Consider the following 25,878-nt stretch of genomic DNA (forward strand, 5'->3'; position numbering starts at 1 on the left):
AACCGTGTTCGACACAGTGCTGGTGGCCAACCGGGGCGAGATCGCCGTACGGGTCATCCGTACGCTGCGCTCGCTGGGCGTCCGCTCGGTGGCGGTCTTCTCCGACGCCGACGCCGACGCGCGGCACGTCCGGGAGGCCGACACCGCGGTACGGATCGGCCCCGCGCCGGCCGCGGAGAGCTATCTGTCGGTGGAACGGCTGCTGGAGGCGGCCGCGCGCTCCGGCGCCCAGGCCGTCCACCCCGGCTACGGCTTCCTCGCCGAGAACGCGGGCTTCGCGCGCGCGTGCGAGGAGGCGGGGCTGGTGTTCATCGGCCCGCCGGCGGACGCCATCGCCCTGATGGGCGACAAGATCCGCGCCAAGGAGACGGTCCAGGCCGCCGGGGTGCCGGTGGTGCCGGGGTCGAGCGGCAGCGGGCTCACCGACGCCGAACTCGCCGGGGCGGCGCGGGAGATCGGCGCGCCGGTCCTGCTCAAGCCCTCCGCGGGCGGCGGCGGCAAGGGCATGCGGCTGGTGCGCGACCTGGGCGTGCTGGAGGAGGAGATCGCGGCCGCCCGCCGCGAGGCCCGCGCCTCCTTCGGCGACGACACGCTGCTGGTGGAGCGGTGGATCGACCGGCCCCGGCACATCGAGATCCAGGTGCTCGCCGACGGGCGGGGCGGCGTCGTCCACCTCGGCGAGCGCGAGTGCTCGCTGCAGCGGCGCCACCAGAAGATCATCGAGGAGGCGCCGAGCGTGCTCCTCGACGAGGAGACCCGGGCCGCGATGGGCGAGGCGGCCGTACAGGCGGCGCGCAGCTGCGGCTACCGGGGCGCGGGCACGGTGGAGTTCATCGTGCCGGGCGGCGACCCGTCGTCGTACTACTTCATGGAGATGAACACCCGTCTCCAGGTGGAGCACCCGGTCACCGAGCTCGTCACCGGCCTGGACCTGGTGGAGTGGCAGCTGCGGGTGGCGGCGGGCGAGCGGCTGCCGTTCGCGCAGGACGACATCACGCTCACCGGCCACGCGGTGGAGGCCCGTGTCTGCGCGGAGGACCCCGCGCGCGGGTTCCTGCCGTCGGGCGGCACGGTCCTGCTGCTGAACGAACCGCAGGGCGACGGGGTGCGCACCGACTCCGGGCTCAGCGAGGGCACCGAGGTCGGCAGCCTCTACGACCCGATGCTGTCCAAGGTGATCGCCTACGGCCCCGACCGGGAGACCGCGCTGCGCAGGCTCCGCTCGGCCCTCGCGGAGACGGTCACGCTGGGCGTGCCGACCAACGCGGGCTTCCTGCGGCGGCTGCTGGCGCATCCCGCGGTGGTCTCCGGCGAGCTGGACACCGGTCTGGTGGAGCGGGTGGTGGACGAGCTGGTCACCACGGACGTGCCCGAGGAGGTGTACGAGGCGGCCGCGGCCGTACGGCTGGAGGAGCTGCGGCCTCGCTCCGGGGGCTGGACCGACCCGTTCTCGGTGCCGAGCGGCTGGCGTCTCGGCGGTACGCCGAAGCCGGTGGCCTTCCCGCTGCGGGTGCCGGGCCTCGAAGCCGTCGCCCGGGCGGCCCGTGGCGACAGCACCGTCACCGGCGACCGGGTGACCGTCACCCTGGACGGTGTCCGGCACACCTTCCACCGGGCCGGTGACTGGATCGGCCGGGACGGCGACGCCTGGCAGGTGCGCGACCACGACCCGGTGGCCGCCTCCCTGACCGGCGCGCGGCACGCGGGCGCCGACTCGCTCACCGCGCCGATGCCGGGCACGGTGACGGTGGTGAAGGTGGCCGTCGGCGACGACGTGGTCGCCGGACAGAGCCTGCTGGTGGTCGAGGCGATGAAGATGGAGCACGTCATCTCCGCCCCGCACGCGGGCACGGTCGCCGAACTGGACGTCGCCCCGGGCGCGACGGTCGCCATGGACCAGGTGCTGGCCGTGATCGCCCCGCACGAGGGGGTGGCAGAGTGAGCGCCGGACCGCTGCCCATGGTCGTACCGGCCCAGGACCTGCCCGCGCGGGTGCGGATCCACGAGGTCGGCGCACGCGACGGCCTGCAGAACGAGAAGACCTCGGTGCCGACCTCCGTGAAGGCGGAGTTCGTCCGCCGCCTGGCCGGCGCGGGCCTGACCACGATCGAGGCGACCAGCTTCGTGCACCCCAAGTGGGTGCCCCAGCTGGCCGACGCCGAGGAGCTGTTCCCGCTCGTCTCCGGGCTGGACGCCGAACTGCCGGTGCTGGTGCCCAACCAGCGGGGCCTGGACCGGGCGCTGGCGCTCGGCGCGCGCCGGATCGCGGTGTTCGCCAGCGCCACCGAGTCCTTCGCCAAGGCCAACCTCAACCGCACGGTGGACGAGTCGCTGGCCGTGTTCGAGCCGGTGGTGCGGCAGGCGAAGGACGCGGGCGCGCATGTGCGCGGTTACGTCTCCATGTGCTTCGGCGACCCCTGGGAGGGGGCGGTCCCCCTGCACCAGGTGGTCCGCGTCTGCCGGGCGCTGCGCGACATGGGCTGCGACGAGCTGAGCCTCGGCGACACCATCGGGGTGGCGACCCCGGGCCATGTCCTGGAACTGCTCGCCCTGCTGAACGAGGAGGGCGTGCCGACGAACGAGATCGGCGTGCACTTCCACGACACCTACGGCCAGGCGCTCGCGAACACCTACGCGGCCCTGGAGCACGGGGTGACCACGGTCGACGCGTCCGCCGGCGGCCTCGGCGGCTGCCCGTACGCGAAGTCCGCCACCGGCAACCTCGCCACCGAAGACCTCGTATGGATGCTGCACGGCCTCGGCATCGAGACCGGGGTCGACCTCGGCCTCCTGACCGCCACCAGCGTGTGGATGGCCGAACAGCTGGGGCGCCCCAGTCCCTCCCGTACCGTCCGCGCGCTCGGCACGACGACACAGACCGACAAGGACCAGTGATCAGCATGGACCACCGCCTCAGCCCCGAGCTGGAGGAACTCCGCCGCACGGTGGAGGAGTTCGCGCACGACGTCGTCGCCCCGAAGATCGGTGACTTCTACGAGCGGCACGAGTTCCCGTACGAGATCGTCGCCGAGATGGGCCGCATGGGCCTGTTCGGGCTGCCGTTCCCGGAGGAGTACGGCGGCATGGGCGGCGACTACCTCGCCCTCGGCCTCGTCCTGGAGGAGCTGGCCCGGGTCGACTCGTCCGTGGCCATCACCCTGGAGGCGGGTGTCTCCCTGGGCGCCATGCCGATCCATCTGTTCGGCACCGAGGAGCAGAAGCGCGAGTGGCTGCCCCGGCTGTGCGCGGGCGAGATGCTGGGCGCGTTCGGCCTCACCGAGCCGGACGGCGGCTCGGACGCGGGCGCGACCCGCACGACGGCCCGTCTGGACCCGGACACGGACGAGTGGGTCATCAACGGCAGCAAGTGCTTCATCACCAACTCCGGCACGGACATCACGGGTCTGGTGACGGTCACCGCGGTCACCGGCCGCAAGCCCGACGGCAAGCCGCTGATCTCCTCGATCATCGTGCCCTCCGGCACCCCCGGCTTCACGGTCGCCGCGCCCTACTCCAAGGTCGGCTGGAACGCCTCCGACACCCGTGAGCTGTCCTTCCAGGACGTGCGTGTGCCGGCCGCCAACCTGCTGGGCGAGGAGGGCCGCGGGTACGCCCAGTTCCTGCGCATCCTCGACGAGGGCCGCGTCGCGATCGCGGCGCTCGCCACGGGTCTGGCGCAGGGCTGTGTGGACGAGTCGGTGAAGTACGCCGGGGAGCGCCGCGCCTTCGGCCGCCCGATCGGCGCCAACCAGGCCATCCAGTTCAAGCTCGCGGACATGGAGATGAAGGCCCACACCTCCCGCCTCGCCTGGCGTGACGCGGCCGCCCGGCTGGTCGCGGGCGAGCCCTTCAAGAAGGAGGCGGCGATCGCCAAGCTCTACTCGTCCACGATCGCCGTGGACAACGCCCGCGACGCCACGCAGATCCACGGCGGCTACGGCTTCATGAACGAGTATCCGGTGGCCCGCATGTGGCGCGACTCCAAGATCCTGGAGATCGGCGAGGGCACCAGCGAGGTCCAGCGGATGCTGATCGCACGGGAGTTGGGCCTGGCGGGCTGATCCGGCGCCGGCCACCGGGAGGGCGGGGTGCCGTGCGGCGCCCCGCCTCCGCGGCCCCACCCCTGGACATCTCCTGAGGTTAGGCTAACCTATCTTCGACCTTGTCCAGTGGGCGATCCGCCCCGGTCGAAAGCAGTCACAGCCATGCCCGACGTCCGTTCCACCTCCTTCACTCGCCGCGGCCTGCTCGCCGTCGGCGGCGCCATCGGACTCGGTGTCGCGCTCACCGCGTGCGGGGACGACAAGGGCAAAAGCACCGGCTCCGCCCCGCAGGGCACGACGGGTGCGTCCGGCAAGTCCGGCCCCTGGTCCTTCAAGGACGACCGCGGCACGACCGTGAAGCTGGACGCGCTCCCCACCAGGATCGCCGCCTTCACCGGCGTCGCCGCCGCGCTGTACGACTACGGCATCAAGGTCGACGGTGTCTTCGGCCCGACGACGGCCAAGGACGGCAAGGCCGACGTCCAGGCCGGCGACATGGACGTCAGCAAGCTCACGGTCTTCGGTAACAAGTGGGGCCAGTTCAACGTCGAGAAGTACGCGGCCTTCCAGCCGCAGGTGCTCATCTCCACGACGTACGACAGCACCGGCACCCTCTGGTACGTCCCGGAGGAGTCCAAGGACCAGATCACCAAGCTGGCCCCGAGCGTCGCCGTCTCCGCCTACGACCGCCAGCTCCCGCAGTCCCTGCAGCGCATGTGGGCCCTCGCCGAGTCGCTCGGCGGCGACATGAAGGCCGCCAAGGTGACGGCCGCCAAGAAGCGGTTCGAGGACGCGTCCGCCCGGCTGCGCGCCGCCGCCAAGGCCAACCCCGGCATCAGGGTCATGGCCGGCTCCGCCAGCGACGCGCTCTTCTACGTCTCCGGCACCAACCTCTCCATCGACCTGGAGTACTTCAAGGCCCTCGGCGTGAACTTCGTCGAGCCCCCGGAGTCCGCCAAGAAGGCGACCGGCGGCTGGTTCGAGTCGCTCAGCTGGGAGAACGTCGACAAGTACAAGGCCGACGTCATCATCATGGACGACCGCACCGCGACCATCCAGCCGGCCGACATCACCAAGGCCACCTGGAAGAAGCTGCCCGCCGTCAAGGCCGGCCAGGTCATCTCGCGCTCCCCCGAGCCGATCCTGTCCTACGACAAGTGCGTCGCCATGGTTGAGAACCTCGCGAAGGCCATCGAGAGCGCGAAGAAGGTCGCCTGACACCGCCAGGAGCCTCCGATGACGAAGACGGCCCCCGCCGCCCCGTTCCGCCGCCCCGTCCCGGGGACCGCACGGACCGGGCGGCGGGGGCCGTCTTCCGTCCGCCCCGCACAGGAAGTCCCGTGGAGGACAAGGGAGTAGGAGAGCGGGAGGACCGGCCGGCCTGCGGGTGAAGCCCGTCGGGAGGGGTGTGGTTTCGCGGGTGACTTAGGTTAGGCTAACCTAAGTTGAAGCCGCGGAACTTCACCCCTCTCTGCGTTTTTCCCTGCTCAGAGTTCCCGCACGGACAGTCCCCTCGGAGGACCCCCACATGCGCTCGCACCTGCTCAATGGACTCACGGCGGAGCACTACCGCCGCTCCGTGACCGAAGGAGTAGAGCGGGTGGCGGCCAAACTCGCCACCACCGAACGTCCGTTCACCGGAATCACCGCCGACGACCTCGCTCCCCGCATCGACGCGATCGACCTCGACCGGCCGCTGGGCGACACCGCCGCGGTGCTGGACGAGCTGGAGGACGTCTACCTCCGGGACGCGGTCTACTTCCACCACCCCCGCTACCTCGCGCACCTCAACTGCCCTGTCGTCATCCCGGCGGTGCTCGGCGAGGCCGTGCTCTCGGCGGTCAACTCCTCCCTCGACACCTGGGACCAGTCGGCCGGCGGCACGCTCATCGAACGCCGCCTCGTCGACTGGACGACCGAGCGCATCGGCCTCGGCCCGGCCGCCGACGGCGTGTTCACCTCCGGCGGCAGCCAGTCCAACCTCCAGGCCCTGCTGCTGGCCCGGGAGGAGGCGAAGGGGGAGGACCTCACCCGACTGCGCGTCTTCGCCTCCGAGGTCAGCCACTTCAGCGTGAAGAAGTCGGCGAAACTGCTGGGCCTCGGCCCCGACGCCGTGGTGAGCATCCCCGTCGACCACGACAAGCGCATGCAGACCCTCGCGCTCGCCCGCGAGCTGGAGCGCTGCGCCGAGGACGGCCTGATCCCCATGGCCGTCGTCGCCACCGCCGGCACCACCGACTTCGGCTCCATCGACCCGCTCCCGGAGATCGCCCGGCTGTGCGCGCGGTACGGCGTGTGGATGCACGTCGACGCGGCCTACGGCTGCGGGCTGCTCACCTCCCTGAAGCACCGCGACCGCATCGACGGCATCGAGCACGCCGACTCGGTCACCGTCGACTACCACAAGTCCTTCTTCCAGCCGGTGAGTTCGTCCGCCCTGCTGGTCCGGGACACGGCGACCCTGCGGCACGCGACCTACCACGCCGACTACCTCAACCCGCGCCGCATGGTGCAGGAGCGCATCCCCAACCAGGTCGACAAGTCCCTGCAGACCACCCGCCGCTTCGACGCCCTCAAACTGTGGCTGACGCTGCGCGTCATGGGCGCCGACGGCATCGGCGGACTCTTCGACGAGGTCTGCGAACTGGCCCAGGAGGGCTGGCGGCTGCTGGCCGCCGACCCGCGCTACGACGTGGTCGTCGAACCCTCGCTGTCCACCCTGGTGTTCCGCTGGATCCCGGCCGCCGTCACCGACCCGGCCGAGATCGACCGCGCCAACCTGTACGCCCGCAAGGCCCTGTTCGCCTCCGGCGACGCCGTGGTCGCGGGCACCAAGGTCGGCGCCCGCCACTACCTGAAGTTCACCCTGCTCAACCCCGAGACGACACCGGCCGACATCGCCGCCGTCCTCGACCTGATCGCCGGCCACGCCGAGCAGTACCTGGGAGACTCCCTTGACCGCGCTTCCTGAAGCCAGCCGCATTCATGACTTCGTGGGGATCGGGCTCGGCCCCTTCAACCTCGGCCTGGCCTGCCTCACCGAGCCCATCGAAGAACTCGACGGCGTCTTCCTCGACTCCAAGCCCGACTTCGAGTGGCACGCCGGGATGTTCCTGGAGGGCGCCCACCTCCAGACGCCGTTCATGTCGGACCTCGTCACCCTCGCGGACCCGACCTCGCCGTACTCCTTCCTCAACTACCTGAAGGAGAAGGGGCGGCTGTACTCGTTCTACATCCGCGAGAACTTCTATCCGCTGCGCGTCGAGTACGACGACTACTGCCGCTGGGCCGCGAACAAGCTCGGCTGCGTCCGCTTCGGCACCACGGTCACCGAGGTGACGTACGAGGACGGCGTGTACGCCGTGCACACGCGGGGCGGTGAGACCTACCGCGGCCGCCGGCTCGTCCTCGGCACCGGCACCCCGCCGCACATCCCGGACGCCTGCCAGGACCTCGGCGGCGACTTCCTGCACAACTCCCGCTATCTGGACGGCAAGGCGGAGCTCCAGCGCAAGAAGTCGATCACCCTGGTCGGCAGCGGCCAGTCCGCGGCCGAGATCTACCTCGACCTGCTCAGCGAGATCGACGTCCACGGCTACCGGCTGAACTGGGTCACCCGCTCCCCGCGGTTCTTCCCGCTGGAGTACACCAAGCTCACGCTGGAGATGACCTCCCCGGAGTACATCGACTACTTCCACGCGCTGCCCGAGGCCACCCGCTACCGGCTCACCTCGCAGCAGAAGGGCCTGTTCAAGGGCATCGACGGCGATCTGATCGACGAGATCTTCGACCTGCTCTACCAGAAGAACCTCGGCGGCCCGGTCCCCACCCGCCTGCTCACCAACGCGGCCCTGACCGGCGCCCGGCACGAGAGGGGCACGTACACCCTGTCCTTCCGCCAGGAGGAGCAGGGCAAGGACTTCGAGCTGGACAGCGAGGGCCTGATCCTGGCCACCGGCTACCGGTACCAGGAACCGGAGTTCCTCGCGCCGGTCCGCGACCGGCTGCGCCGCGACTCCCAGGGCAACTTCGACCTGGCCCGCAACTACGCCATCGACGTCACCGGCCGCGAGGTCTTCCTCCAGAACGCCGGCGTGCACACCCACAGCATCACCAGCCCCGACCTGGGCATGGGCGCGTACCGGAACGCGTACATCATCCGGGAGCTGCTCGGCCGGGAGTACTACCCCGTCGAGAAGACCATCGCCTTCCAGGAGTTCGCGGTATGACCAGCAGGGACCTGACCTTCACGATCCGCCCGCTCGACCCCCTGAAGGACGCCGGGCTGCTGCACGGCTGGGTGACGCATTCCAAGGCGGCGTTCTGGATGATGCAGGACGCGCGGCTGGAGGACGTCGAGCGCGCCTACATGGAGATCGCGGCCGACGAGCACCACCACGCCTTCCTCGGGCTGGACGAGGCCGGCACGCCCGTCTTCCTGATGGAGAGGTACGACCCGGCCCACCGCGAACTGACCGGGCTGTACGAACCGCTGCCGGGCGACGTCGGCATGCACTTCCTGGTGGCCCCCGCCGACACCCCGGTGCACGGGTTCACGCGGGCCGTCATCACCGCCGTCATGGCCCACCTCTTCGAGGACCCGCGGACCCTGCGGGTGGTCGTGGAGCCCGATGTGGCCAACAAGGCCGTGCACGCCCTGAACGAGGCCGTCGGGTTCGTGCCCGAACGGGAGATCCAGAAGCCGGAGAAGAAGGCGTTGCTGAGTTTCTGCACGCGCGATCGGTTCACCGACGCCACGGGGGTGCGCGCATGAGCCTCGCCGACGCCGTCGCCCACCTCTCCCCCGAACGCTGGGACACCGCGGGCCGCCTGCTGCTGCGCAAGGCCCTCGCCGAGTTCGCGCACGAGCGGCTGATCACCCCCGAGGAGGACGGGGACGGCTATGTCGTACACAGCGACGACAAGCTGACCGCCTACCGCTTCTCGGCCGTCCGGCGCGGCCTCGACCACTGGGAGATCGACGCGGACTCGATCACCCGGCACCGCGACGGATCCGAACTCCCGCTCGCCGCGCTCGACTTCTTCATCGAGCTGCGCGGGGCCCTCGGCCTGAGCGACGAGATCCTGCCGGTGTACCTGGAGGAGATCTCCTCCACCCTGTCCGGCACCTGCTACAAGCTCACCAAGCCGCAGATCCCGGCCGCCGAGCTGGCGCGCTCGGACTTCCAGGCCATCGAGACCGGGATGACCGAGGGCCACCCCTGCTTCGTGGCGAACAACGGCCGGCTCGGCTTCGGCGTCCACGAGTACCTGTCGTACGCCCCGGAGGCCGCCAGCCCGGTCCGGCTGGTGTGGCTGGCCGCGCACCGCTCACGGGCCGCGTTCACCGCGGGCACCGGGATCGCGTACGAGTCCTTCCTGCGGGAGGAACTGGGCGAGGAGACGCTGGAGCGGTTCCGCGCCGTCCTCGCCGGGCAGGGCCTCGACTGGGACGACTACGTGCTGATCCCGGTCCACCCCTGGCAGTGGTGGAACAAGCTCAGCGTCACCTTCGCCGCCGAGGTGGCCCGCCGGCACCTCGTCTGCCTCGGCGAGGGCGACGACGAGTACCTGGCCCAGCAGTCCATACGGACCTTCTTCAACACCTCCGCCCCGCACAAGCACTACGTCAAGACGGCCCTGTCCGTCCTCAACATGGGCTTCATGCGCGGGCTCTCGGCCGCCTACATGGAGGCCACGCCCGCCATCAACGACTGGCTGGTCCAGCTCATCGAGAACGACGACGTGCTGAAGGCCACCGGACTGTCGGTCATCCGCGAGCGGGCGGCCGTCGGCTACCGGCACCTGGAGTACGAGCGGGCCACCGACCGCTACTCGCCGTACCGCAAGATGCTGGCCGCGCTGTGGCGGGAGAGCCCGGTGCCCTCGCTCGGCGAGGGCGAGTCGCCGGCGACCATGGCGTCCCTGCTCCATGTGGACCACGAGGGCGCGTCCGTCGCGGGCGCCCTGATCGAGCGCTCCGGGCTCACCCCCACCGAGTGGCTGCGCCGCTACCTGCGGGCGTACTACGTGCCGCTGCTGCACAGCTTCTACGCCTACGATCTGGTGTACATGCCGCACGGCGAGAACGTGATCCTCGTCCTCGCGGACGGGGCCGTGCGGCGGGCGGTGTACAAGGACATCGCCGAGGAGATCGCCGTCATGGACCCGGACGCGGTGCTGCCGCCGGAGGTGCGGCGGATCCGGGTCGACGTGCCTGAGGACCAGAAGCTGCTGTCCGTCTTCACCGATGTCTTCGACTGCTTCTTCCGCTTCCTCGCCGCGAACCTCGCCGCCGAGGGCGTCCTCACCGAGGACGGCTTCTGGGGCACGGTCGCGGAGGTCACCCGCGCCTACCAGGAGGAGAACCCCGAGCTGGCGGACAGGTTCCGGCAGTACGACCTGTTCGCCCCGGAGTTCGCGCTGTCCTGCCTCAACCGGCTCCAGCTGCGCAACAACCGGCAGATGGTGGACCTCTCCGACCCCTCCGGCGCGCTCCAGCTGGTGGGAACCCTGAAGAACCCCCTGGCCGCCTTCTGACGGCCCGTGAGAGGCCCTGAGGGGCCCTGACAGGCCCGCACGGGCCCACGAGGCGGGCGGGCACCCCGGAGTACGGTCCTCCGGGGTGCCCGCCGGCCGTTCACCGGCCGCTCACCGGCCGGGGCGGCGGGGCACCGCCGGTCCCCGGCCCGCGCTCAGCGCGCCGGCCAGGGCACCTGGGGCGAGCGGTACCAGGACATCCCGAGGGCGTCCCAGCGCGGCCCCTGCGCCGCGAGGCGCACCTTGTAGCCGTCCCAGTCGTGCGTGGCCGCCGGGGACCAGCCGAGCTCGGCCACCCCGGGCAGCCGGGGGAACGCCATGTACTCGATGTCCGCGGACGTGCGCAGGGTCTCCGACCACAGGGGCGCCTCGACACCCCGGACCGCCGAGGCGGGCGCCCCGGCGAGATAGGTGCCCGGGTCCCAGTCGTAGGACCGTTTCACCTCCACCAGCCCGGCCCAGGACTGGCCGAGGGGCGTGTCCGCGGTGTACTTCATGTCGAGGTAGGTCCGGTCCGCCGGGGACAGGACCAGCCCGGTGCCGCCCCGGGCCGCCGCGGCCACCTGTTCCTTCTCGGCGGCGCCGGTGCCGTCCAGGCCCCAGTACTGGGCGAGGGCGCCCTTCGCCGGGGTCGCGCCGGTCAGCTGGTGCCAGCCGATGACCGTCTTGCCGTACTTCGCGACGAGCGGCTGGACCCGGTTCATGAAGGTGACGTAGTCGGCGTGGCTGGTGGAGTGCGCCTCGTCGCCGCCGATGTGCAGATAGCGGCCGGGGGTGAGCGCGGCCAGCTCGCGGATCACGTCGTCCACGAAGTCGTACGTCACCGGCTTGCCGACGCACAGGGAGCTGAAGCCGACGTTCGTGCCGGTGTACAGCGGGGGCGCGGTGCCGTCGCAGTTGAGCCGGGCGTAGGAGGCGAGGGCGGCGTTGGTGTGGCCCGGCATGTCGATCTCGGGGACGAGCTCGATGTAGCGGGAGGCCGCGTAGCGGACGATCTCGCGGTAGTCGGCCTTGGAGTAGTGGCCGCCCGCGCCGCCGCCGACCTCGGTGGAGCCGCCGTAGGAGGCGAGCCGGGGCCAGGAGTCGACGGCGATGCGCCAGCCCTGGTCGTCGCTGAGGTGCAGATGCAGCTCGTTGATCTTGTACAGGGCCAGCTGGTCGATGTAGCGCTTCACCTGGGCGACGGTGAAGAAGTGCCGGGAGACGTCGAGCATGGCGCCGCGGTAGGCGTAGCGGGGCCGGTCCTCGACGGTGCCGCCGGCGATCGTCCAGGGCCCGGGCTGGACGGTCCGCCGCTCGACGGCCGGGGGCAGCAGCTGACGCAGCGTCTGCACACCGTGGAAGAGGCCTGCGGGGGTGCCCGCGGTGAGGGTGACCCCGTCGGGCGAACTGTGCAGCCGGTAACCCTCGGCGCCGAACGGGCCCTTGGCCACGCGCAGCCGGATGCCGCCGGAGCCGTGCGTGGTCAGCGGCAGCCGGTGGCCGGTCGACGGCCGCAGGAGACCGGCCAGATAGGCACCGGCCCGGCGCGCGGCGCCGTCCGCGCGGACCCGGGTCGCCGCGGTGATGCGGTACGGGGCGCCGCCCGGCTCCACCGAGGCGGGTGCGGGGACCACGCGGTCCAGGGGCGTCGCCGCGGCGGCCCCGGGTGCGGGGCCGGCGCCGACGGTGAACGCGCCCGCCGCCACGGCGAGAAGGAGGGATCCGAGAATGCGGGTCAGCCGGGGAGTCGTGCTGTGGTGCCGTCTCACATGCGCTCCCTTCGGGACTTCAGGATTGGTCGAGACCACTCTCCCTCAGTTCCGGCGGAACAGTCCCCGTGCGGCCGGAATCCATCCGGAAGGGCGGCCGGACGGCGGTGTGCCCCGCCGCGCCGGCGGGGCACACCCGGGTCACTTCGCCCGGCGGGCCACGGTGAAGTGGTCGATGCGCTCACCGGTCTCGGCGATGCCCGAGACGGTCAGCGTGGCGTGCCGCCCCTTCGGCGCGGGGGTGACGTCCACGCGCAGGAAGGAGTAGTCGAGGTAGCGCACCCGGGACCAGGCGACCGTCTCGTTCTTCTTGCCGTCCTTGAGATTGACGAACGAGGCGACCGAGTCGACCTCGTGCTCGTGGCCCTCGTAGGAGTCGGGGGCGGTGAAGGCGTAGAGGCTCCGCCCGGCCGCGCCGGCGGTGACGTACACCACGCCCTCGGTCTCGGGGTAGGCGGTGCCGCCGACCGGGAGCTTCTTGGCGACCTTGTCGCCCTTGATGACGTCGGTGCGCTCGTACTGGTGGTTGTGGCCGTTGATGACCAGGTCCACGGTGTACTTCTCGAACAGCGGCACCCACTCCTGGCGCACACCCCCCTCCGAGGCGTGCGCGGTGGAGGTGCAGTAGGCGCAGTGGTGGAAGAAGACCACGACGAAGTCGACGTCCTTGGCGGCGCGGTACTTCTTCAGCTGGGTTTCCAGCCACTTGGTCTGGGTTCCGCCGGAGATGCCCAGGTTCGCCGGGATCTCGTAGGAGATGTCGTTGGCGTCGAGGGAGATGACCGCGGTGTTGCCGTAGACGAAGGAGTAGACGCCCGGCAGGTTGCGGCGGTCGGGGCCGTTGTCCGGGAGGCTCCAGCGGGCCTCCTCGCCGCCGTAGCCGTTGGGCGAGTACCAGGCCTCCATGTCGTGGTTGCCGTAGGCCGGCATCCAGGGGACCTGCTTGGCGACCGACTCGGTCTGGGCGAGGAACTGGTCCCAGACGCGCGAGTCGAAGCCGGTGTCGGAGGTCTTGCCGGCGCCGGAGGGGTCGCCGTAGGCGATGTCGCCGGCGTGCAGGTGGAAGGCGGGGTTCTGGCCGAGGAGCAGGGCGTTGTTGGCCAGGCCGTGGTAGCCGACGCCCTCGTCGCCGAAGGCGGTGAAGGTGAACGGCGCCCGGTGGTCGGGGGCGGTGGTGAAGGTGCCGAGGGTGCCCAGCAGGTGCGGCTCGGCCGGGTCGAAGCCGTGGTGCCCGACGCCGTAGTAGTAGGTGCGGCCGGGGCGCAGGTGGGTGAGCCGGGCGTGCACGTAGTACTGGGTGTGGTCGCCGCTCGCGCCGACTCCGGCCGGGGTGTACAGGGTGCGGACCTCGGCGTCGATCTTCCGGGAGAGGTCCCAGGGGTGGGCGCCGACGCGGATGAACGGCTTCCGCACGGCGACCGGGACCTGCCAGGAGACGGTGATCTCGGTGCGCGGGTCGTTGCCGAAGGCGAGGTGGCGGCCGAAGGGGGCGGCGAGGGCGCCGTCCGCCTTGCCGGCCGAGGAGGCGGGGCGCGGGGCCGGGACGGCGGCCCGCGCGGTCGCGCCCGGCACGAACGCGCCGCCCGCGACGGCGCCGAGGGTCACGGCGCCGCCCCTGACGAGGGTGCGGCGGGAGAATCTCGCGCGCAGGTACTCATGCTGTTCGGCCATGCTCATGCGCTCGGCGAGCTTCTCGGGTACGCCCATACGAGGAATGTCCATGGCGCCTGAAACTCGCCCATTCAGTCGACCGGACACAAGACGCGGGATGGACATCCGGCGAACAGCGCCCCACGGGAGTTCCAACGGGCCGCTGCCCGGAATCGGGCACGATTCTTGCGAATCTCGCGCCGGTGGCCGAGGATCTACCGGGTGCACGAGGAACTTGTCGATCACCTGACGCGGTCCACGCCCCTGAGCAGGGGCGAGGCGCTGCGGGTGGTCCAGGACGTGCTCGCCTATTTCGACGAGACGACGCAGGACTACGTCCGTCGCCGCCACCGTGAACTGCAGGCCCAGGGTCTGCAGAACATGGAGATCTTCGATCGGATCGAGGCGGACCTGCACTACCGAACGGTGGCGCCGCCGGAGCTCACGCTCAGGCAGCTGCGCCGCATGGTCTACGGCTGAGACGCCAGGCTGAGAGATACGTATACATGTGCGGAATTGTCGGATACATCGGGAAGCGTGACGTGGCCCCGCTGCTGCTGGAGGGCCTGCAGCGGCTGGAGTACCGCGGCTACGACTCGGCGGGCATCGTCGTCTCCTCCCCGAAGTCGGCCGGCCTGAAGATGGTCAAGGCCAAGGGCCGGGTGCGCGACCTGGAGGCCAAGGTCCCGGCGCGCTTCAAGGGGACCACCGGTATCGCCCACACCCGCTGGGCCACCCACGGAGCCCCCTCCGACGTCAACGCCCACCCGCACATGTCGGCCGACAACAAGGTCGCCGTCGTGCACAACGGCATCATCGACAACGCCTCCGACCTGCGGCGCAAGCTGGAGGCGGACGGTGTCGAGTTCCTCTCCGAGACCGACACCGAGGTCCTCGTCCACCTGATCGCCCGCTCGACGGCCGAGAAGCTGGAGGACAAGGTCCGCGAGACCGTGCGCCTGGTCGAGGGCACCTACGGCATCGCCGTCATGCACGCCGACTTCCCCGACCGCATCGTGGTGGCCCGCAACGGCTCCCCGGTCGTCCTCGGCATCGGCGAGAAGGAGATGTTCGTCGCCTCGGACATCGCCGCGCTGGTCGCCCACACCCGGCAGATCGTCACGCTGGACGACGGCGAGATGGCCACGCTGAAGGCCGACGACTTCCGCACGTACACCACCGAGGGCACCCGTACGACGTCCGAGCCGACCACCGTGGAGTGGGAGGCGGCCTCCTACGACATGGGCGGCCACGACACGTACATGCACAAGGAGATCCACGAGCAGGCCGACGCCGTGGACCGCGTGCTGCGCGGCCGCATCGACGACCGGTTCTCCACCGTGCACCTGGGCGGCCTGAACCTGGACGCCCGCGAGGCGCGCAAGATCCGCCGCGTGAAGATCCTCGGCTGCGGCACCTCGTACCACGCGGGCATGATCGGCGCCCAGATGATCGAGGAGCTGGCCCGCATCCCCGCGGACGCCGAGCCCGCCTCCGAGTTCCGCTACCGCAACGCGGTCGTCGACCCCGACACCCTGTACATCGCGGTCTCCCAGTCCGGTGAGACGTACGACGTCCTCGCCGCGGTGCAGGAGCTGAAGCGCAAGGGCGCCCGCGTCCTCGGCGTGGTCAACGTGGTCGGCTCGGCCATCGCCCGCGAGGCCGACGGCGGCATCTACGTGCACGCCGGCCCCGAGGTCTGCGTGGTCTCCACGAAGTGCTTCACCAACACCACGGTCGCCTTCGCCCTGCTCGCCCTGCACCTGGGCCGCACCCGCGACCTCTCGGTCCGCGACGGCAAGCGGATCATCGAGGGCCTGCGCCGCCTGCCGGAGCAGATCGCCGAGATCCTCAAGCAGGAGGACGAGGTCAGGGAGCTGGCCGAGGAGTACGCCGAGAGCCGCTCGATGCTCTTCATCGGCCGTGTCCGGGGCTACCCGGTGGCGCGTGAGGCCTCCCTGAAGCTCAAGGAGATCACCTACATACACGCCGAGGCCTACCCGGCCTCGGAGCTGAAGCACGGCCCGCTGGCCCTCATCGAGCCGGCCCTGCCGACGGTCGCGATCGTCCCCGACGACGAGCTGCTGGAGAAGAACCGCGCCGCCCTGGAGGAGATCAAGGCCCGCAGCGGCAAGATCCTCGCGGTGGCCCACCAGAAGCAGGAGAAGGCCGACCGGACGATCGTCGTCCCCAAGAACGAGGACGAGCTGGACCCGATCCTCATGGGCATCCCGCTCCAGCTCCTCGCCTACCACGCGGCGAAGGTCCTGGGCCGCGACATCGACAAGCCGCGCAACCTGGCAAAGTCGGTCACGGTCGAGTAGCAGGCCGCCGGGGGCACCGGGGAGCGCGCGGACGACGCGCGGCCCCCGGTACGGCCCCGTCCCCGGTACGACACGGAAGGACCCCCACGTGTGCCACCCGGCACGTGGGGGTCCTTCCGGTGCCGCTCTCGATCAGCCGGTGGCCGTCACCCCCCGGCCGGCGGCACGCCTCGGGAACGCCGTCGGCCAGTGGGCCGGCGCGGCCGTCGCCGCGTACCAGGCCACCGCGCCGGACGCCACGGCCGCCCAGCCGCCCGCCTTCACCAGCGGGGAGCTGCCCGCGAAGGCCGCGACGGCGAGCAGCGTCATGGACACGAACAGCAGGCCGTGGGTGACCCGCCCCGGCAGATCCCCGCCCGCGAGGGTCAGGGTGAGCGCCACGAGGGCGAACAGGAGCAGGAACAGCCCGGCCGCATGCTCCGAGGTGCGGGCGGTGACGGCCCAGGTGAACCAGAGCGCGCCGAGGACCGTGAAGCCCGTGCCCGTCGCGCCGTCACGGTCGCGGAAGGCCAGCAGGCCGAGGAGGAACAGGGCGACTCCGCCCACGTATCGGGCCACTGACACGGCGTCGGCCGCGGCCACGCCGTCGATCACCCCGGTCGTGCCGATCCCGAACGCCAGCAGGGTGACACCCAGGGCGAGTCGGCCGGCCACGACAGTGCTTCCGCTTCCCGCGGAGACGTCTTTGTCCACGGCGGGCTCCCTTCGTGCAGGTACGGCTGTGCGGTGCCCGGTATATGCCCTTCACAAAGGCACAAACACCTCTACGCGCAAGTAGTTTCCCGCTGGACGAAGAGAGTTGACGGAGTGTCGTGAACCCCGGTGCGGACGGGGAGAGGGAGGCCCGCGAGCCCGGCGTCACCGGGGGGACGGCGTCAGGGGATGACGATCACGGGCCGCTGCGCCCGCTTGGCGAGCCGTCCGGCCACGGAGCCGAACAGCCGGCCGACGAGTCCATGGGTCGAGCCGACCACGATCGCGTCCGCCTCGTACTCCCGGCCGACCTCCTCGAGTTCGTGGCAGATGTCACCGCCGCGCTCGACCAGGATCCACGGCACCTCGGCCAGGTGCTCCGCGCAGGCGAGTTCGAGACCGAGCACCTCGGTGCGGTGGTCCGGGACATCCACGAACACGGGCGGTTCGCAGCCCGCCCACACGGTGGTGGGCAGCCGGTTGGCCACATGGACGATGATCAGGCCCGAACCGGAGCGGCGGGCCATGCCGATGGCGTAGGCGAGGGCGCGCTCGCTGGAGGTGGAGCCGTCGAAACCGACGACCACCCCGTGCCGGAAGGCGGGATCGCAGGAGTGGCGTGACTCTTCCGCCGCCAGGGGATCGGCCGCCGTGGGTTCGGCGACCGGCCGCTTGCGGTCCGCTGGTTCGAAGAATTCGTGACCGGCCATGGCTGTCTCGGCGTTGGGATCCTTTAGGGAACGGGGGGTGACATCGTGCGGCGGAGCTGTGTCCGGGAAACGTCTTCCCAACCCCATACCCCCAAGGGTACGGCGGCACGCCTTCTCAGGGCCAGATCCCGCACACGCTCCGTAAGCGGCCCGCCGGGTGTCTTCCGGGGGTTCCCCGGAGCATGCACGAGCGGCGCCCGTAGCGCAATGGTCGCTGCCCCGTACAGGCGGTTTGCACAGTCTTCGCGGGGAAACGGACGGTGACCGGACGACCCGGCGGACGCCGGGAGGAGCGGGCCCCCGCCCCGGGAACCGCGGGGCGTCCGGACCCGGGCCGCCGCCGGGGCGCGTCCCGCGCCGGACACGGCGAGTGACATGATCCGCCGCGCCGCCCGCGGCCGCGGCCCGCTCCCCCGCGCACCTGCTCCGCCACGACGCCTCGCTCGCCGGCACCGCGGGAAGCGTCCTCGGGCGGGGCCGCCGTCGCGCCGGCCGCCGGCCCGCGCCCGGCCGCCCGGTACCGTTCCGTGCCACTCGGCGGTGTTCGGGACCGTTCCGTGCGGTTCGGCGCCGTCCGGTGCCGCACGGCGCGGCTCAGGGCCGTCCGGGGCCGTTCGAAATGTTGCGACGAGCAAAGAGGCGGTCGTCACACCCTGGAGCGGACACCGGTTGACTGACCGGTTTCCGCGCCCCTGAACGCTTCTTTTCAGCCAACTTCTGGTTATCGACCGGGAGGGGTCCGAACCACCCCTCTCTCCCCGTTCCACCTGCACAAACAGGGGTTGCGCGACCCTCCGCACCCTATGCGGTTTGGCCACCGCCACAAGGCGCACTTCCCTGCGCGGCCCACGAGTGCAACCCTTCGTGATCGAATGCTTCACGCCAAGTTGTCTTGTCGACAATGCGTCGCGTGTGGAACTGGCCATCGACAGACCGTGGAAGCCAGTAGATTCGATCTTGACTTTCTTACGGCGGGGGACTCGTGCAGGACCGAGGGGAAACGTGCAGCGACACAACCGAGGAGCCGCGACCACCGAGGGGGGCTTAAGCGGATGAGCCACGACTCCACTGCCGCGCCGGAAGCCGGTGCCCGGAAGCTGTCCGGGCGACGCCGCAAGGAGATCGTCGCGGTGCTGCTGTTCAGCGGCGGCCCCATCTTCGAGAGTTCCATACCGCTCTCGGTGTTCGGTATCGACCGCCAGGACGCCGGAGTACCGCGCTACCGACTGCTGGTGTCGGCCGGCGAGGACGGCCCCCTGCGGACCACAGGGGGCCTGGAACTCACCGCGCCGCACGGACTGGAGGCGATCTCCCGGGCGGGCACGGTCGTCGTGCCGGCCTGGCGTTCGATCACCTCACCGCCACCGGAGGAGGCGCTCGACGCCCTGCGCAGAGCGCACGAGGAGGGCGCCCGCATCGTCGGGCTGTGCACCGGGGCCTTCGTCCTGGCCGCGGCCGGCCTGCTGGACGGCCGCCCGGCGACCACCCACTGGATGTACGCGCCGACGCTGGCCAAGCGCTATCCGTCGGTGCACGTCGACCCGCGCGAGCTGTTCGTCGACGACGGTGACGTGCTGACCTCGGCCGGTACGGCCGCGGGGATCGACCTGTGTCTGCACATCGTGCGCACGGACCACGGCAACGAGGCGGCCGGTGCGCTGGCCCGCCGCCTGGTGGTACCGCCGCGCCGCAGCGGCGGCCAGGAGCGCTACCTCGACAGGTCTTTACCCGAGGAGATCGGCGCCGACCCGCTCGCCGAGGTCGTCGCCTGGGCGCTGGAGCACCTCCACGAGCAGTTCGACGTGGAGACGCTCGCGGCACGCGCCTACATGAGCCGCCGTACGTTCGACCGCCGGTTCCGTTCGCTCACCGGCAGCGCGCCGCTGCAGTGGCTGATCACCCAGCGGGTGCTCCAGGCACAGCGGCTGCTGGAGACCTCGGACTACTCGGTGGACGAGGTGGCGGGCCGGTGCGGATTCCGCTCGCCGGTCGCGCTGCGCGGGCACTTCCGGCGCCAGCTCGGCTCCTCCCCCGCCGCCTACCGGGCCGCGTACCGGGCCCGCCGGCCGCAGGGTGAACGGCAGGACGAGCAGGAGATGGCGGTCGCCGCGCACGGCCCCCTGGGCGCGCCGCCCGCCGGTGTGCCCGGCCATGGACCGGTGGGCCACCTGCCCGCCGCGCTCCACCCGGACCGCGACGGCGGGGTCCCGATGCAGATGAGCCGCCGCCAGACGGTGGGTCTGCTGCCGGGGCCGCGCGGCGGCTGAGGGTCGCCGCGCAGGACAGAGGAGGGAGGGGGACCGGAGCCGCGCTCCGGTCCCCCTCCCTCCTCGCGGCTTTCCTGACCGTTCACCGACAAGGTCGCCGCACGTGCGGTCCCCGCCGGGGCCGCTCGCCGTAAGGTGAGACACATGAACGATCGCATGGTCTGGATCGACTGCGAGATGACCGGCCTCTCGCTGTCCCACGACGCTCTCATCGAGGTCGCCGCCCTCGTCACCGACTCCGAGCTGAACGTACTCGGCGAGGGGGTGGACATCGTCATCCGTCCGCCGGACCCGGCCCTGGAGACGATGCCGGAGGTGGTGCGCGAGATGCACACCGCGTCCGGACTGCTGGAGGAGCTGGCCGGCGGCACCACGCTCGCCGACGCCGAGGAGCAGGTCCTCGCCTACATCCGGGAGCACGTCAAGGAGCCCGGCAAGGCCCCGCTGTGCGGCAACTCCGTCGGCACCGACCGCGGATTCCTGCTGCGGGACATGCCGGACCTGGAGAACTGGCTGCACTACCGGATCGTGGACGTCTCCTCGGTCAAGGAGCTGGCGCGGCGCTGGTACCCGCGGGCCTACTTCAACAGCCCGGAGAAGAACGGCAACCACCGCGCCCTCGCCGACATCCGCGAGTCGATCGCCGAGCTGCGCTACTACCGCGAGGCCGTCTTCGTCCCGCAGCCCGGACCCGACTCCGACACCGCCAGGACGATCGCCGCCAAGTACGTCCTGCCCGCGCAGTAGCCACCGCTCGGGACCGTCCCGGAGGGTCCGTCCGGGGGTCGCTCGTGACCCGTGCGAAAACGCGTGCGCGAGCACCCCTCCGGACCCTGTAGACTTCTTCTCGGCCGGTCGGGGAAACGACAAGTTCCACAGCCGGTCATGGTGGGTGTAGCTCAGCTGGCAGAGCACCTGGTTGTGGTCCAGGATGTCGCGGGTTCAAGTCCCGTCACTCACCCCAGAGGGAAGCCCCTCGTCCGTGGAGACACGGACGAGGGGCTTCTTCGTTTCCCGGCCGGGACGCGGCCGACACGGCTGGCGCGGCCGACACGGCTGGCGCGGCTGGCGCAGGAAGAAGCTCCCGCAACTTCGATCGCCGAGAGCCCCGGGTGCCCCCGGCGCCCCCGGCGGGCGGGACCCGCGTCCCTCAGGAGGACTCCCGCACCACCAGCTCCGTCGCCAGCACCTCGTGCCGGCGGGCGGGCAGGAGGGGCGGGGCCGGGGTGCGGGCGGCGATGTCGGCGAGGAGGAGGCGCAGCATCTCGCGGCCCATCTCCTGGATGGGCTGGCGGACGCTGGTCAGGGGCGGGTCCATGTGCCGGGCGACGACCGAGTCGTCGTACCCGATGAGGGCCACGTCCTGCGGGACGCGGCGGCCCGCCTCGCGCAGGGCCTTGCGGGCGCCCGCCGCCATGACGTCGGAGCCGGCGAAGACCGCGTCCAGGTCGGGGCGGCGCGCCAGCAGGACGGTCATCGCGCGGTGGCCGCCCTCCTCGGTGAAGTCACCCGGTTCGAGGAGGAGTTCGTCGGCCGGCAGGCCGGCCTCGCGCAGGGCGTCGCGGTAGCCGTCCACGCGGCGTCCCGCGCCGTAGACGTCCAGGCGGCCGGTGATGTGGGCGATGCGGCGCCGGCCGCGCCCCACCAGGTGCCGCACCGCCGAGCGGCCGCCGCCGTAGTTGTCCGAGTCGACCGAGGTGAGCGTCTCCCCGGCCGAGCGGGGGCCGCTGATCACGGCCGGTATCTCCAGCTGGGCGAGCAGATCGGGGAGCGGGTCGTCGGCATGGACCGAGACCAGCAGGACACCGTCGACGCGATGGGCCGCCAGATACTGGGCCAGCCGGTCCCGCTCCCGGTCGCTGCCCGCGAAGATCAGCAGCAACTGCATCTCCGTGTCGGCCAGTTCCGCCCCGACACCGCGCAGCATGTCCGAGAAGTACGGCTCGGCGAAGAAGCGGGTCTCCGGCTCGGGGACCACCAGCGCGATGGAGTCGGTGCGGTTGGCCGCGAGAGCGCGGGCCGCGGTGTTGGGGACGTAGCCGAGTTCCTCGACGGCCGCCTCGACCGCGGCGCGGGTCGCGTCGCTGACCCGCGGCGAGCCGTTGATCACCCGGGAGACCGTGCCCCGGCCCACCCCGGCCCGGGCGGCGACCTCCTCGAGCGTGGGCCGCCCGCCACTACGGCTGCGCATGGGGCTCCGCCTTTCTCACCGCACATCAAGCCGACCTGGAATGTAACAGTGCCGATCACCGCACTGCCGGGGGCGTCTCACGCGCCGCCAACTGCCCCCGGTTAACAGGCCGATAACTGAACGCGGTGCTCCCCGTCCGTTCCCTTGACACCCCGCCCCGGAGCGACGACCCTTCAACTCATCACAAGTGGGAGCGCTCCCACGGTACCTGACACATACACATCCCGCACGTTCCCCGCCCGAGCCGCAGCGAGTACGAACGGGCCCGATTCCATGAACCGGCCGGGGGGTCGGCACGTCAGGCAACAGGAGGACGCAATGCGCACGAGCATCCGCCGGTCCCGCAAGGTGGGGGCCTTCGTGGCCGTCGCCGCGCTGGCCACGGGACTGCTGGCCGGCTGCGCCAAGGACTCGGACGACAGCTCGTCGGACTCGGGTGGCAACGGCAGTGGCAAAGGCAAGATCACGCTGACCATCGGCACCTTCGGCGTCTTCGGCTACAAGCAGTCCGGCCTGTACGACGAGTACATGAAGCTTCATCCGGACATCAGCATCAAGGAGAACGTCACCACTCGTACCGACGTGTACTGGCCAAAGGTGCTCACCCGCCTCCAGGCCGGCGCCGGCACCGACGACATCCAGGCCATCGAGGTCGGCAACATCACCGAGGCCGTCGAGACGCAGGGAGCCAAGTTCGTCGACCTCGGCAAGGACGTCGACAAGTCGCAGTGGCTGGACTGGAAGAACGCGCAGGCCACCACCAAGGACGGCAAGCTCATCGGGCTCGGCACCGACATCGGCCCGATGGCCATCTGCTACCGCAAGGACCTGCTGCAGAAGGCCGGTCTGCCCACCGACCGCACCAAGCTCGCCGAGGCCTGGAAGGGCGACTGGGCGAAGTACGTGGACCTCGGCAAGCAGTACATGAAGAAGGCGCCCAAGGGCACCAAGTTCGTGGACTCGGCCGCCTCGGTCTACAACGCGGTCCTCGGCGGCGCGACGACGCGCAACTACGACAAGGACGGCAACGTCGTCTGGGACAAGTCCCCCGGTGTGAAGCAGGCGTGGGACGTCGCCATGACCGCGGCGACGAGCAACATGTCGGCGAAGCTGAAGCAGTTCGACCCCACCTGGGACCAGGGCTTCGCCAACGGCACCTTCGCCACCGTCGCCTGCCCGGCGTGGATGATCGGCTACATCGAGCAGAAGTCGGGCGACTCGGGCAAGGGCAAGTGGGACGTGGCGGCGGCCCCGGCCGCCTCCAACTGGGGCGGTTCGTTCATCGGCGTGCCGACCGCGACCAAGCACCAGAAGGAGGCCGTCGCCCTGGCGAAGTGGCTGACCGCCCCCGAGCAGCAGGCGAAGGTCTTCGCCAAGCAGGCCAGCTTCCCGTCGACCCCGTCGGCGTACGCGGGCCTGAAGCCGCAGGGCGACACCACGGCCTACTTCTCCGGCGCGCCGCTGACGCAGATCTTCTCCGACTCGGCGAAGACCATCCCGGCGCAGCCGCTCGGTCCGAAGGACAAGCCGATCGACAGCGCGATCAGTGACATCGGCATCCTCCAGGTCGAGCAGAAGGGCAAGTCCCCGGCCCAGGGCTGGGACGCGGCGTCCAAGGAGATCAAGGACGTGCTCGGCCAGTGACCGGCTCCGAAGAGGCTCTCGCGCATCCCGCGTCGAGCGCCGAGGCCGCGCCCGGCATCCCGCCGGGCGCGGCCCGGGGCGCTCACGGCCGTGGTGCGCCGGCGAGCGCCGGCTCCTGGCGCAGCCGGCTGTACCGCTGGGACATGAAGGCGTCGCCGTACGCGTTCGTGGCCCCCTTCTTCGTGCTGTTCGGGGCGTTCACGCTGGTCCCGCTGATCTACACCGCGTGGTACTCGCTGCACGACGTCCAGCTCTCCGCGCTGGACCACCAGACCTGGGCGGGCCTGGACAACTACCGGAACCTGCTGTCCTCGGACTTCTTCTGGAACGCCCTCGGCAACACCTTCACCATCGGCCTGATCTCGACGGTGCCGCAGCTGCTCGCGGCGATCGGGCTGGCCCACCTGCTCAACTACCGGCTGCGCGGCTCCACCGTGTGGCGGGTGGTGATGCTGACGCCGTACGCCACCTCGGTGGCCGCCGCGACCCTGGTGTTCACGCTGCTGTACTCGTGGGACGGCGGCATGGTCAACTGGATCCTGCACTTCTTCGGCGTCGATGCCGTCAACTGGCGTGAATCCGACTGGGGTTCGCAGTTCGCGGTGTCGTCGATCGTGATCTGGCGGTGGACCGGCTACAACGCACTGATCTACCTGGCCGCGATGCAGGCCATCCCCGTGGACCTGTACGAGTCGGCGGCTCTCGACGGCGCGAACCGCTGGCAGCAGTTCCGGCACGTGACGATCCCGCAGCTGCGGCCGACGATCCTCTTCACGATCGTCGTCTCGACCATCGGCGCCACCCAGCTCTTCGGTGAACCCCTGCTGTTCGGCGGGGTCAGCGGCTCCAAGGGCGGTTCCGAGCACCAGTACCAGACCCTCGGTCTGTACATGTACGACCAGGGCTGGATCATCGGCAACCTCGGCAAGGCGTCCGCGATCGCCTGGTCGATGTTCCTGATCATGCTGCTCGTCGCCGCGGTCAACCTGCTGCTCACCCGACGGCTGAGGAAGTCCCAATGACCACCACTGACATGCCGATGCCCCGGGCGGGCAAGTCCGGGGCCGGCCGGCGCCGGGTGATGGGAGCGGGCAAGCAGCTGCACGCGGGCCCGGTGACGTACGTCGTGCTGACCGTCTTCGCGCTGGTCTCGCTGGCCCCGCTGGTGTGGACGGCGATCGCGGCCTCGCGGACCGCGGGACGCCTCGCCCAGACCCCGCCGCCGCTGTGGTTCGGCGGCAACCTGTTCACCAATCTGCAGACCGCCTGGGACGAGGCCGGGCTCGGCACCGCGATGTTCAACTCGGTGCTGGTGGCCGGCACGATCACGGCGAGCACGGTGGTGTTCTCCACGCTGGCCGGTTTCGCCTTCGCCAAGCTGCGTTTCCGCTTCTCCGGGCTGCTGTTGCTGCTCACCATCGGCACGATGATGATCCCGCCGCAGCTGGCCGTCGTCCCGCTGTACCTGTGGATGTCGGACTTCGGCTGGTCGAACCAGCTCCAGACGGTGATCCTGCCGAGCCTGGTGACCGCGTTCGGCACGTTCTTCATGCGGCAGTACCTGGTGCAGGCGCTGCCGTCGGAGCTGATCGAGGCGGCCCGGGTGGACGGGGCGAGCAGCCTGCGGATCGTGTGGCACGTGGTCTTCCCGGCCGCGCGGCCCGCGATGGCGGTGCTCGGCCTGCTGACGTTCGTCTTCGCCTGGAACGACTTCCTGTGGCCGATCATCGCCCTGAACCAGCAGAACCCGACCGTGCAGGTGGCACTGAACTCGCTCGGCACGGGTTACGTCCCCGACCAGGCCGTCATCATGGCGGGCGCGCTGCTCGGCACGCTGCCGCTGCTGCTCGCCTTCCTGCTGTTCGGCAAGCAGATCGTGGGCGGCATCATGCAGGGCGCGGTCAAGGGCTGACGCCGGGTGCCGCGGGGTCCGGGCAGCGCCGCCCGGGCCCCGCCGCCCGCACGGGAGGGCCCGGCCGGCGTCGCCCCGGCCCTCCCGGCCTCTCCTGGCCGCCCCTTCTCCCCCAACTCACCCGTAGGTCTCCTCGACCCTCCATGGGAGCGC

The 25,878-nt window shown here is 71.0% G+C and carries 20 protein-coding genes and 1 tRNA gene; 16 read left to right on the top strand and 5 right to left on the bottom strand.

Annotated features, from left to right (window positions below; translation table 11 throughout):
- Nucleotides 1-4: 4 nt before the first annotated feature.
- From ACIPRD_RS27230 to ACIPRD_RS27265, 8 genes are all read left to right on the top strand, one after another.
- Entirely contained in the window at nt 5-1,942 is a 1,938-nt protein-coding gene (locus tag ACIPRD_RS27230) for a biotin carboxylase N-terminal domain-containing protein (protein ID WP_401566770.1), read from the top strand.
- A 17-nt stretch (nt 1,943-1,959) separates the two neighbouring features.
- Nucleotides 1,960-2,895: a hydroxymethylglutaryl-CoA lyase gene (locus ACIPRD_RS27235; protein WP_401567043.1), complete on the top strand. Its 936-nt coding sequence runs from the start codon at nt 1,960-1,962 to the stop codon at nt 2,893-2,895.
- Between the two features lie 5 nt (nt 2,896-2,900).
- A complete protein-coding gene (locus ACIPRD_RS27240) occupies nt 2,901-4,061 on the top strand; it encodes an acyl-CoA dehydrogenase family protein (RefSeq protein WP_356396977.1) in 1,161 nt (386 codons plus the stop codon).
- Between the two features lie 144 nt (nt 4,062-4,205).
- Nucleotides 4,206-5,261 (top strand): ABC transporter substrate-binding protein, encoded by a 1,056-nt coding sequence (locus tag ACIPRD_RS27245; RefSeq protein WP_401566773.1) that lies wholly within the window; start codon nt 4,206-4,208, stop codon nt 5,259-5,261.
- 310 nt (nt 5,262-5,571) lie between these two features.
- Nucleotides 5,572-7,014, top strand: coding sequence for a lysine decarboxylase DesA (gene desA / locus ACIPRD_RS27250; protein ID WP_356396971.1), 1,443 nt, complete (start codon nt 5,572-5,574; stop codon nt 7,012-7,014).
- Nucleotides 6,998-8,272, top strand: coding sequence for a lysine N(6)-hydroxylase/L-ornithine N(5)-oxygenase family protein (locus tag ACIPRD_RS27255; RefSeq protein WP_401566775.1), 1,275 nt, complete (start codon nt 6,998-7,000; stop codon nt 8,270-8,272). Before desA ends, ACIPRD_RS27255 begins: the two co-directional genes overlap by 17 nt.
- Nucleotides 8,269-8,817: a GNAT family N-acetyltransferase gene (locus ACIPRD_RS27260; protein WP_401566777.1), complete on the top strand. Its 549-nt coding sequence runs from the start codon at nt 8,269-8,271 to the stop codon at nt 8,815-8,817. The genes ACIPRD_RS27255 and ACIPRD_RS27260 overlap by 4 nt, the downstream gene beginning before the upstream one ends.
- Nucleotides 8,814-10,583 (top strand): IucA/IucC family protein, encoded by a 1,770-nt coding sequence (locus ACIPRD_RS27265; protein ID WP_401566780.1) that lies wholly within the window; start codon nt 8,814-8,816, stop codon nt 10,581-10,583. The genes ACIPRD_RS27260 and ACIPRD_RS27265 overlap by 4 nt, the downstream gene beginning before the upstream one ends.
- Before the next feature lie 155 nt (nt 10,584-10,738).
- Here ACIPRD_RS27265 and ACIPRD_RS27270 read toward each other — a convergent pair whose 3' ends face one another.
- Both ACIPRD_RS27270 and ACIPRD_RS27275 read right to left on the bottom strand, forming a co-directional pair.
- Nucleotides 10,739-12,334, bottom strand: coding sequence for a beta-N-acetylhexosaminidase (locus ACIPRD_RS27270; protein ID WP_401566782.1), 1,596 nt, complete (start codon nt 12,332-12,334; stop codon nt 10,739-10,741).
- A gap of 141 nt (nt 12,335-12,475) precedes the next feature.
- On the bottom strand, nt 12,476-14,041 hold the full coding sequence (locus tag ACIPRD_RS27275) for a purple acid phosphatase family protein (protein ID WP_401566785.1): 1,566 nt from the start codon (nt 14,039-14,041) through the stop codon (nt 12,476-12,478).
- Nucleotides 14,042-14,206: 165 nt separating this feature from the next.
- On the opposite strand from ACIPRD_RS27275, the gene ACIPRD_RS27280 reads away from it, so the two are divergent.
- Together ACIPRD_RS27280 and glmS are read left to right on the top strand one after the other, a co-directional pair.
- Nucleotides 14,207-14,464: a hypothetical protein gene (locus ACIPRD_RS27280; protein WP_356396953.1), complete on the top strand. Its 258-nt coding sequence runs from the start codon at nt 14,207-14,209 to the stop codon at nt 14,462-14,464.
- A 26-nt stretch (nt 14,465-14,490) separates the two neighbouring features.
- Nucleotides 14,491-16,308, top strand: coding sequence for a glutamine--fructose-6-phosphate transaminase (isomerizing) (gene glmS, locus ACIPRD_RS27285; RefSeq protein ID WP_356396950.1), 1,818 nt, complete (start codon nt 14,491-14,493; stop codon nt 16,306-16,308).
- Between the two features lie 132 nt (nt 16,309-16,440).
- On the opposite strand, the gene ACIPRD_RS27290 is transcribed toward glmS, so the two are convergent.
- On the bottom strand, nt 16,441-17,001 hold the full coding sequence (locus tag ACIPRD_RS27290; protein WP_356396947.1) for a hypothetical protein: 561 nt from the start codon (nt 16,999-17,001) through the stop codon (nt 16,441-16,443).
- 182 nt (nt 17,002-17,183) lie between these two features.
- The gene (locus ACIPRD_RS27295) at nt 17,184-17,711 is read right to left on the bottom strand and encodes a universal stress protein (RefSeq protein WP_356396944.1); all 528 of its coding nucleotides are present in this window, start codon (nt 17,709-17,711) and stop codon (nt 17,184-17,186) included.
- A gap of 1,052 nt (nt 17,712-18,763) precedes the next feature.
- Here ACIPRD_RS27295 and ACIPRD_RS27300 point away from each other — a divergent pair.
- From ACIPRD_RS27300 to ACIPRD_RS27310, 3 genes are all read left to right on the top strand, one after another.
- The gene (locus ACIPRD_RS27300; RefSeq protein WP_401566788.1) at nt 18,764-19,978 is read left to right on the top strand and encodes a helix-turn-helix domain-containing protein; all 1,215 of its coding nucleotides are present in this window, start codon (nt 18,764-18,766) and stop codon (nt 19,976-19,978) included.
- A gap of 144 nt (nt 19,979-20,122) precedes the next feature.
- Nucleotides 20,123-20,725, top strand: coding sequence for an oligoribonuclease (gene orn, locus ACIPRD_RS27305; RefSeq protein ID WP_356396938.1), 603 nt, complete (start codon nt 20,123-20,125; stop codon nt 20,723-20,725).
- 141 nt (nt 20,726-20,866) lie between these two features.
- Nucleotides 20,867-20,942: transfer RNA gene (locus ACIPRD_RS27310), tRNA-His, on the top strand.
- Nucleotides 20,943-21,128: 186 nt separating this feature from the next.
- Here the strand turns inward: ACIPRD_RS27310 and ACIPRD_RS27315 are convergent.
- Nucleotides 21,129-22,169 (bottom strand): LacI family DNA-binding transcriptional regulator, encoded by a 1,041-nt coding sequence (locus ACIPRD_RS27315; protein WP_356396935.1) that lies wholly within the window; start codon nt 22,167-22,169, stop codon nt 21,129-21,131.
- Nucleotides 22,170-22,487: 318 nt separating this feature from the next.
- Here ACIPRD_RS27315 and ACIPRD_RS27320 point away from each other — a divergent pair, with 318 nt between their 5' ends.
- Genes ACIPRD_RS27320 through ACIPRD_RS27330 form a run of 3 tightly spaced genes read left to right on the top strand, consistent with a single transcriptional unit; the run spans nt 22,488 to nt 25,725 of the window.
- Nucleotides 22,488-23,813, top strand: coding sequence for an ABC transporter substrate-binding protein (locus ACIPRD_RS27320; RefSeq protein WP_356396932.1), 1,326 nt, complete (start codon nt 22,488-22,490; stop codon nt 23,811-23,813).
- Nucleotides 23,810-24,835, top strand: a complete 1,026-nt coding sequence (locus ACIPRD_RS27325; RefSeq protein WP_356396929.1) for a sugar ABC transporter permease — start codon at nt 23,810-23,812, stop codon at nt 24,833-24,835. Before ACIPRD_RS27320 ends, ACIPRD_RS27325 begins: the two co-directional genes overlap by 4 nt.
- A gap of 11 nt (nt 24,836-24,846) precedes the next feature.
- Complete coding sequence (locus ACIPRD_RS27330) at nt 24,847-25,725, top strand: carbohydrate ABC transporter permease (protein ID WP_401567046.1); 879 nt, start codon at nt 24,847-24,849, stop codon at nt 25,723-25,725.
- Nucleotides 25,726-25,878: the final 153 nt, after the last annotated feature.

This window comes from Streptomyces sp. NPDC090108 (assembly GCF_044747185.1).
Taxonomy (GTDB): domain Bacteria; phylum Actinomycetota; class Actinomycetes; order Streptomycetales; family Streptomycetaceae; genus Streptomyces.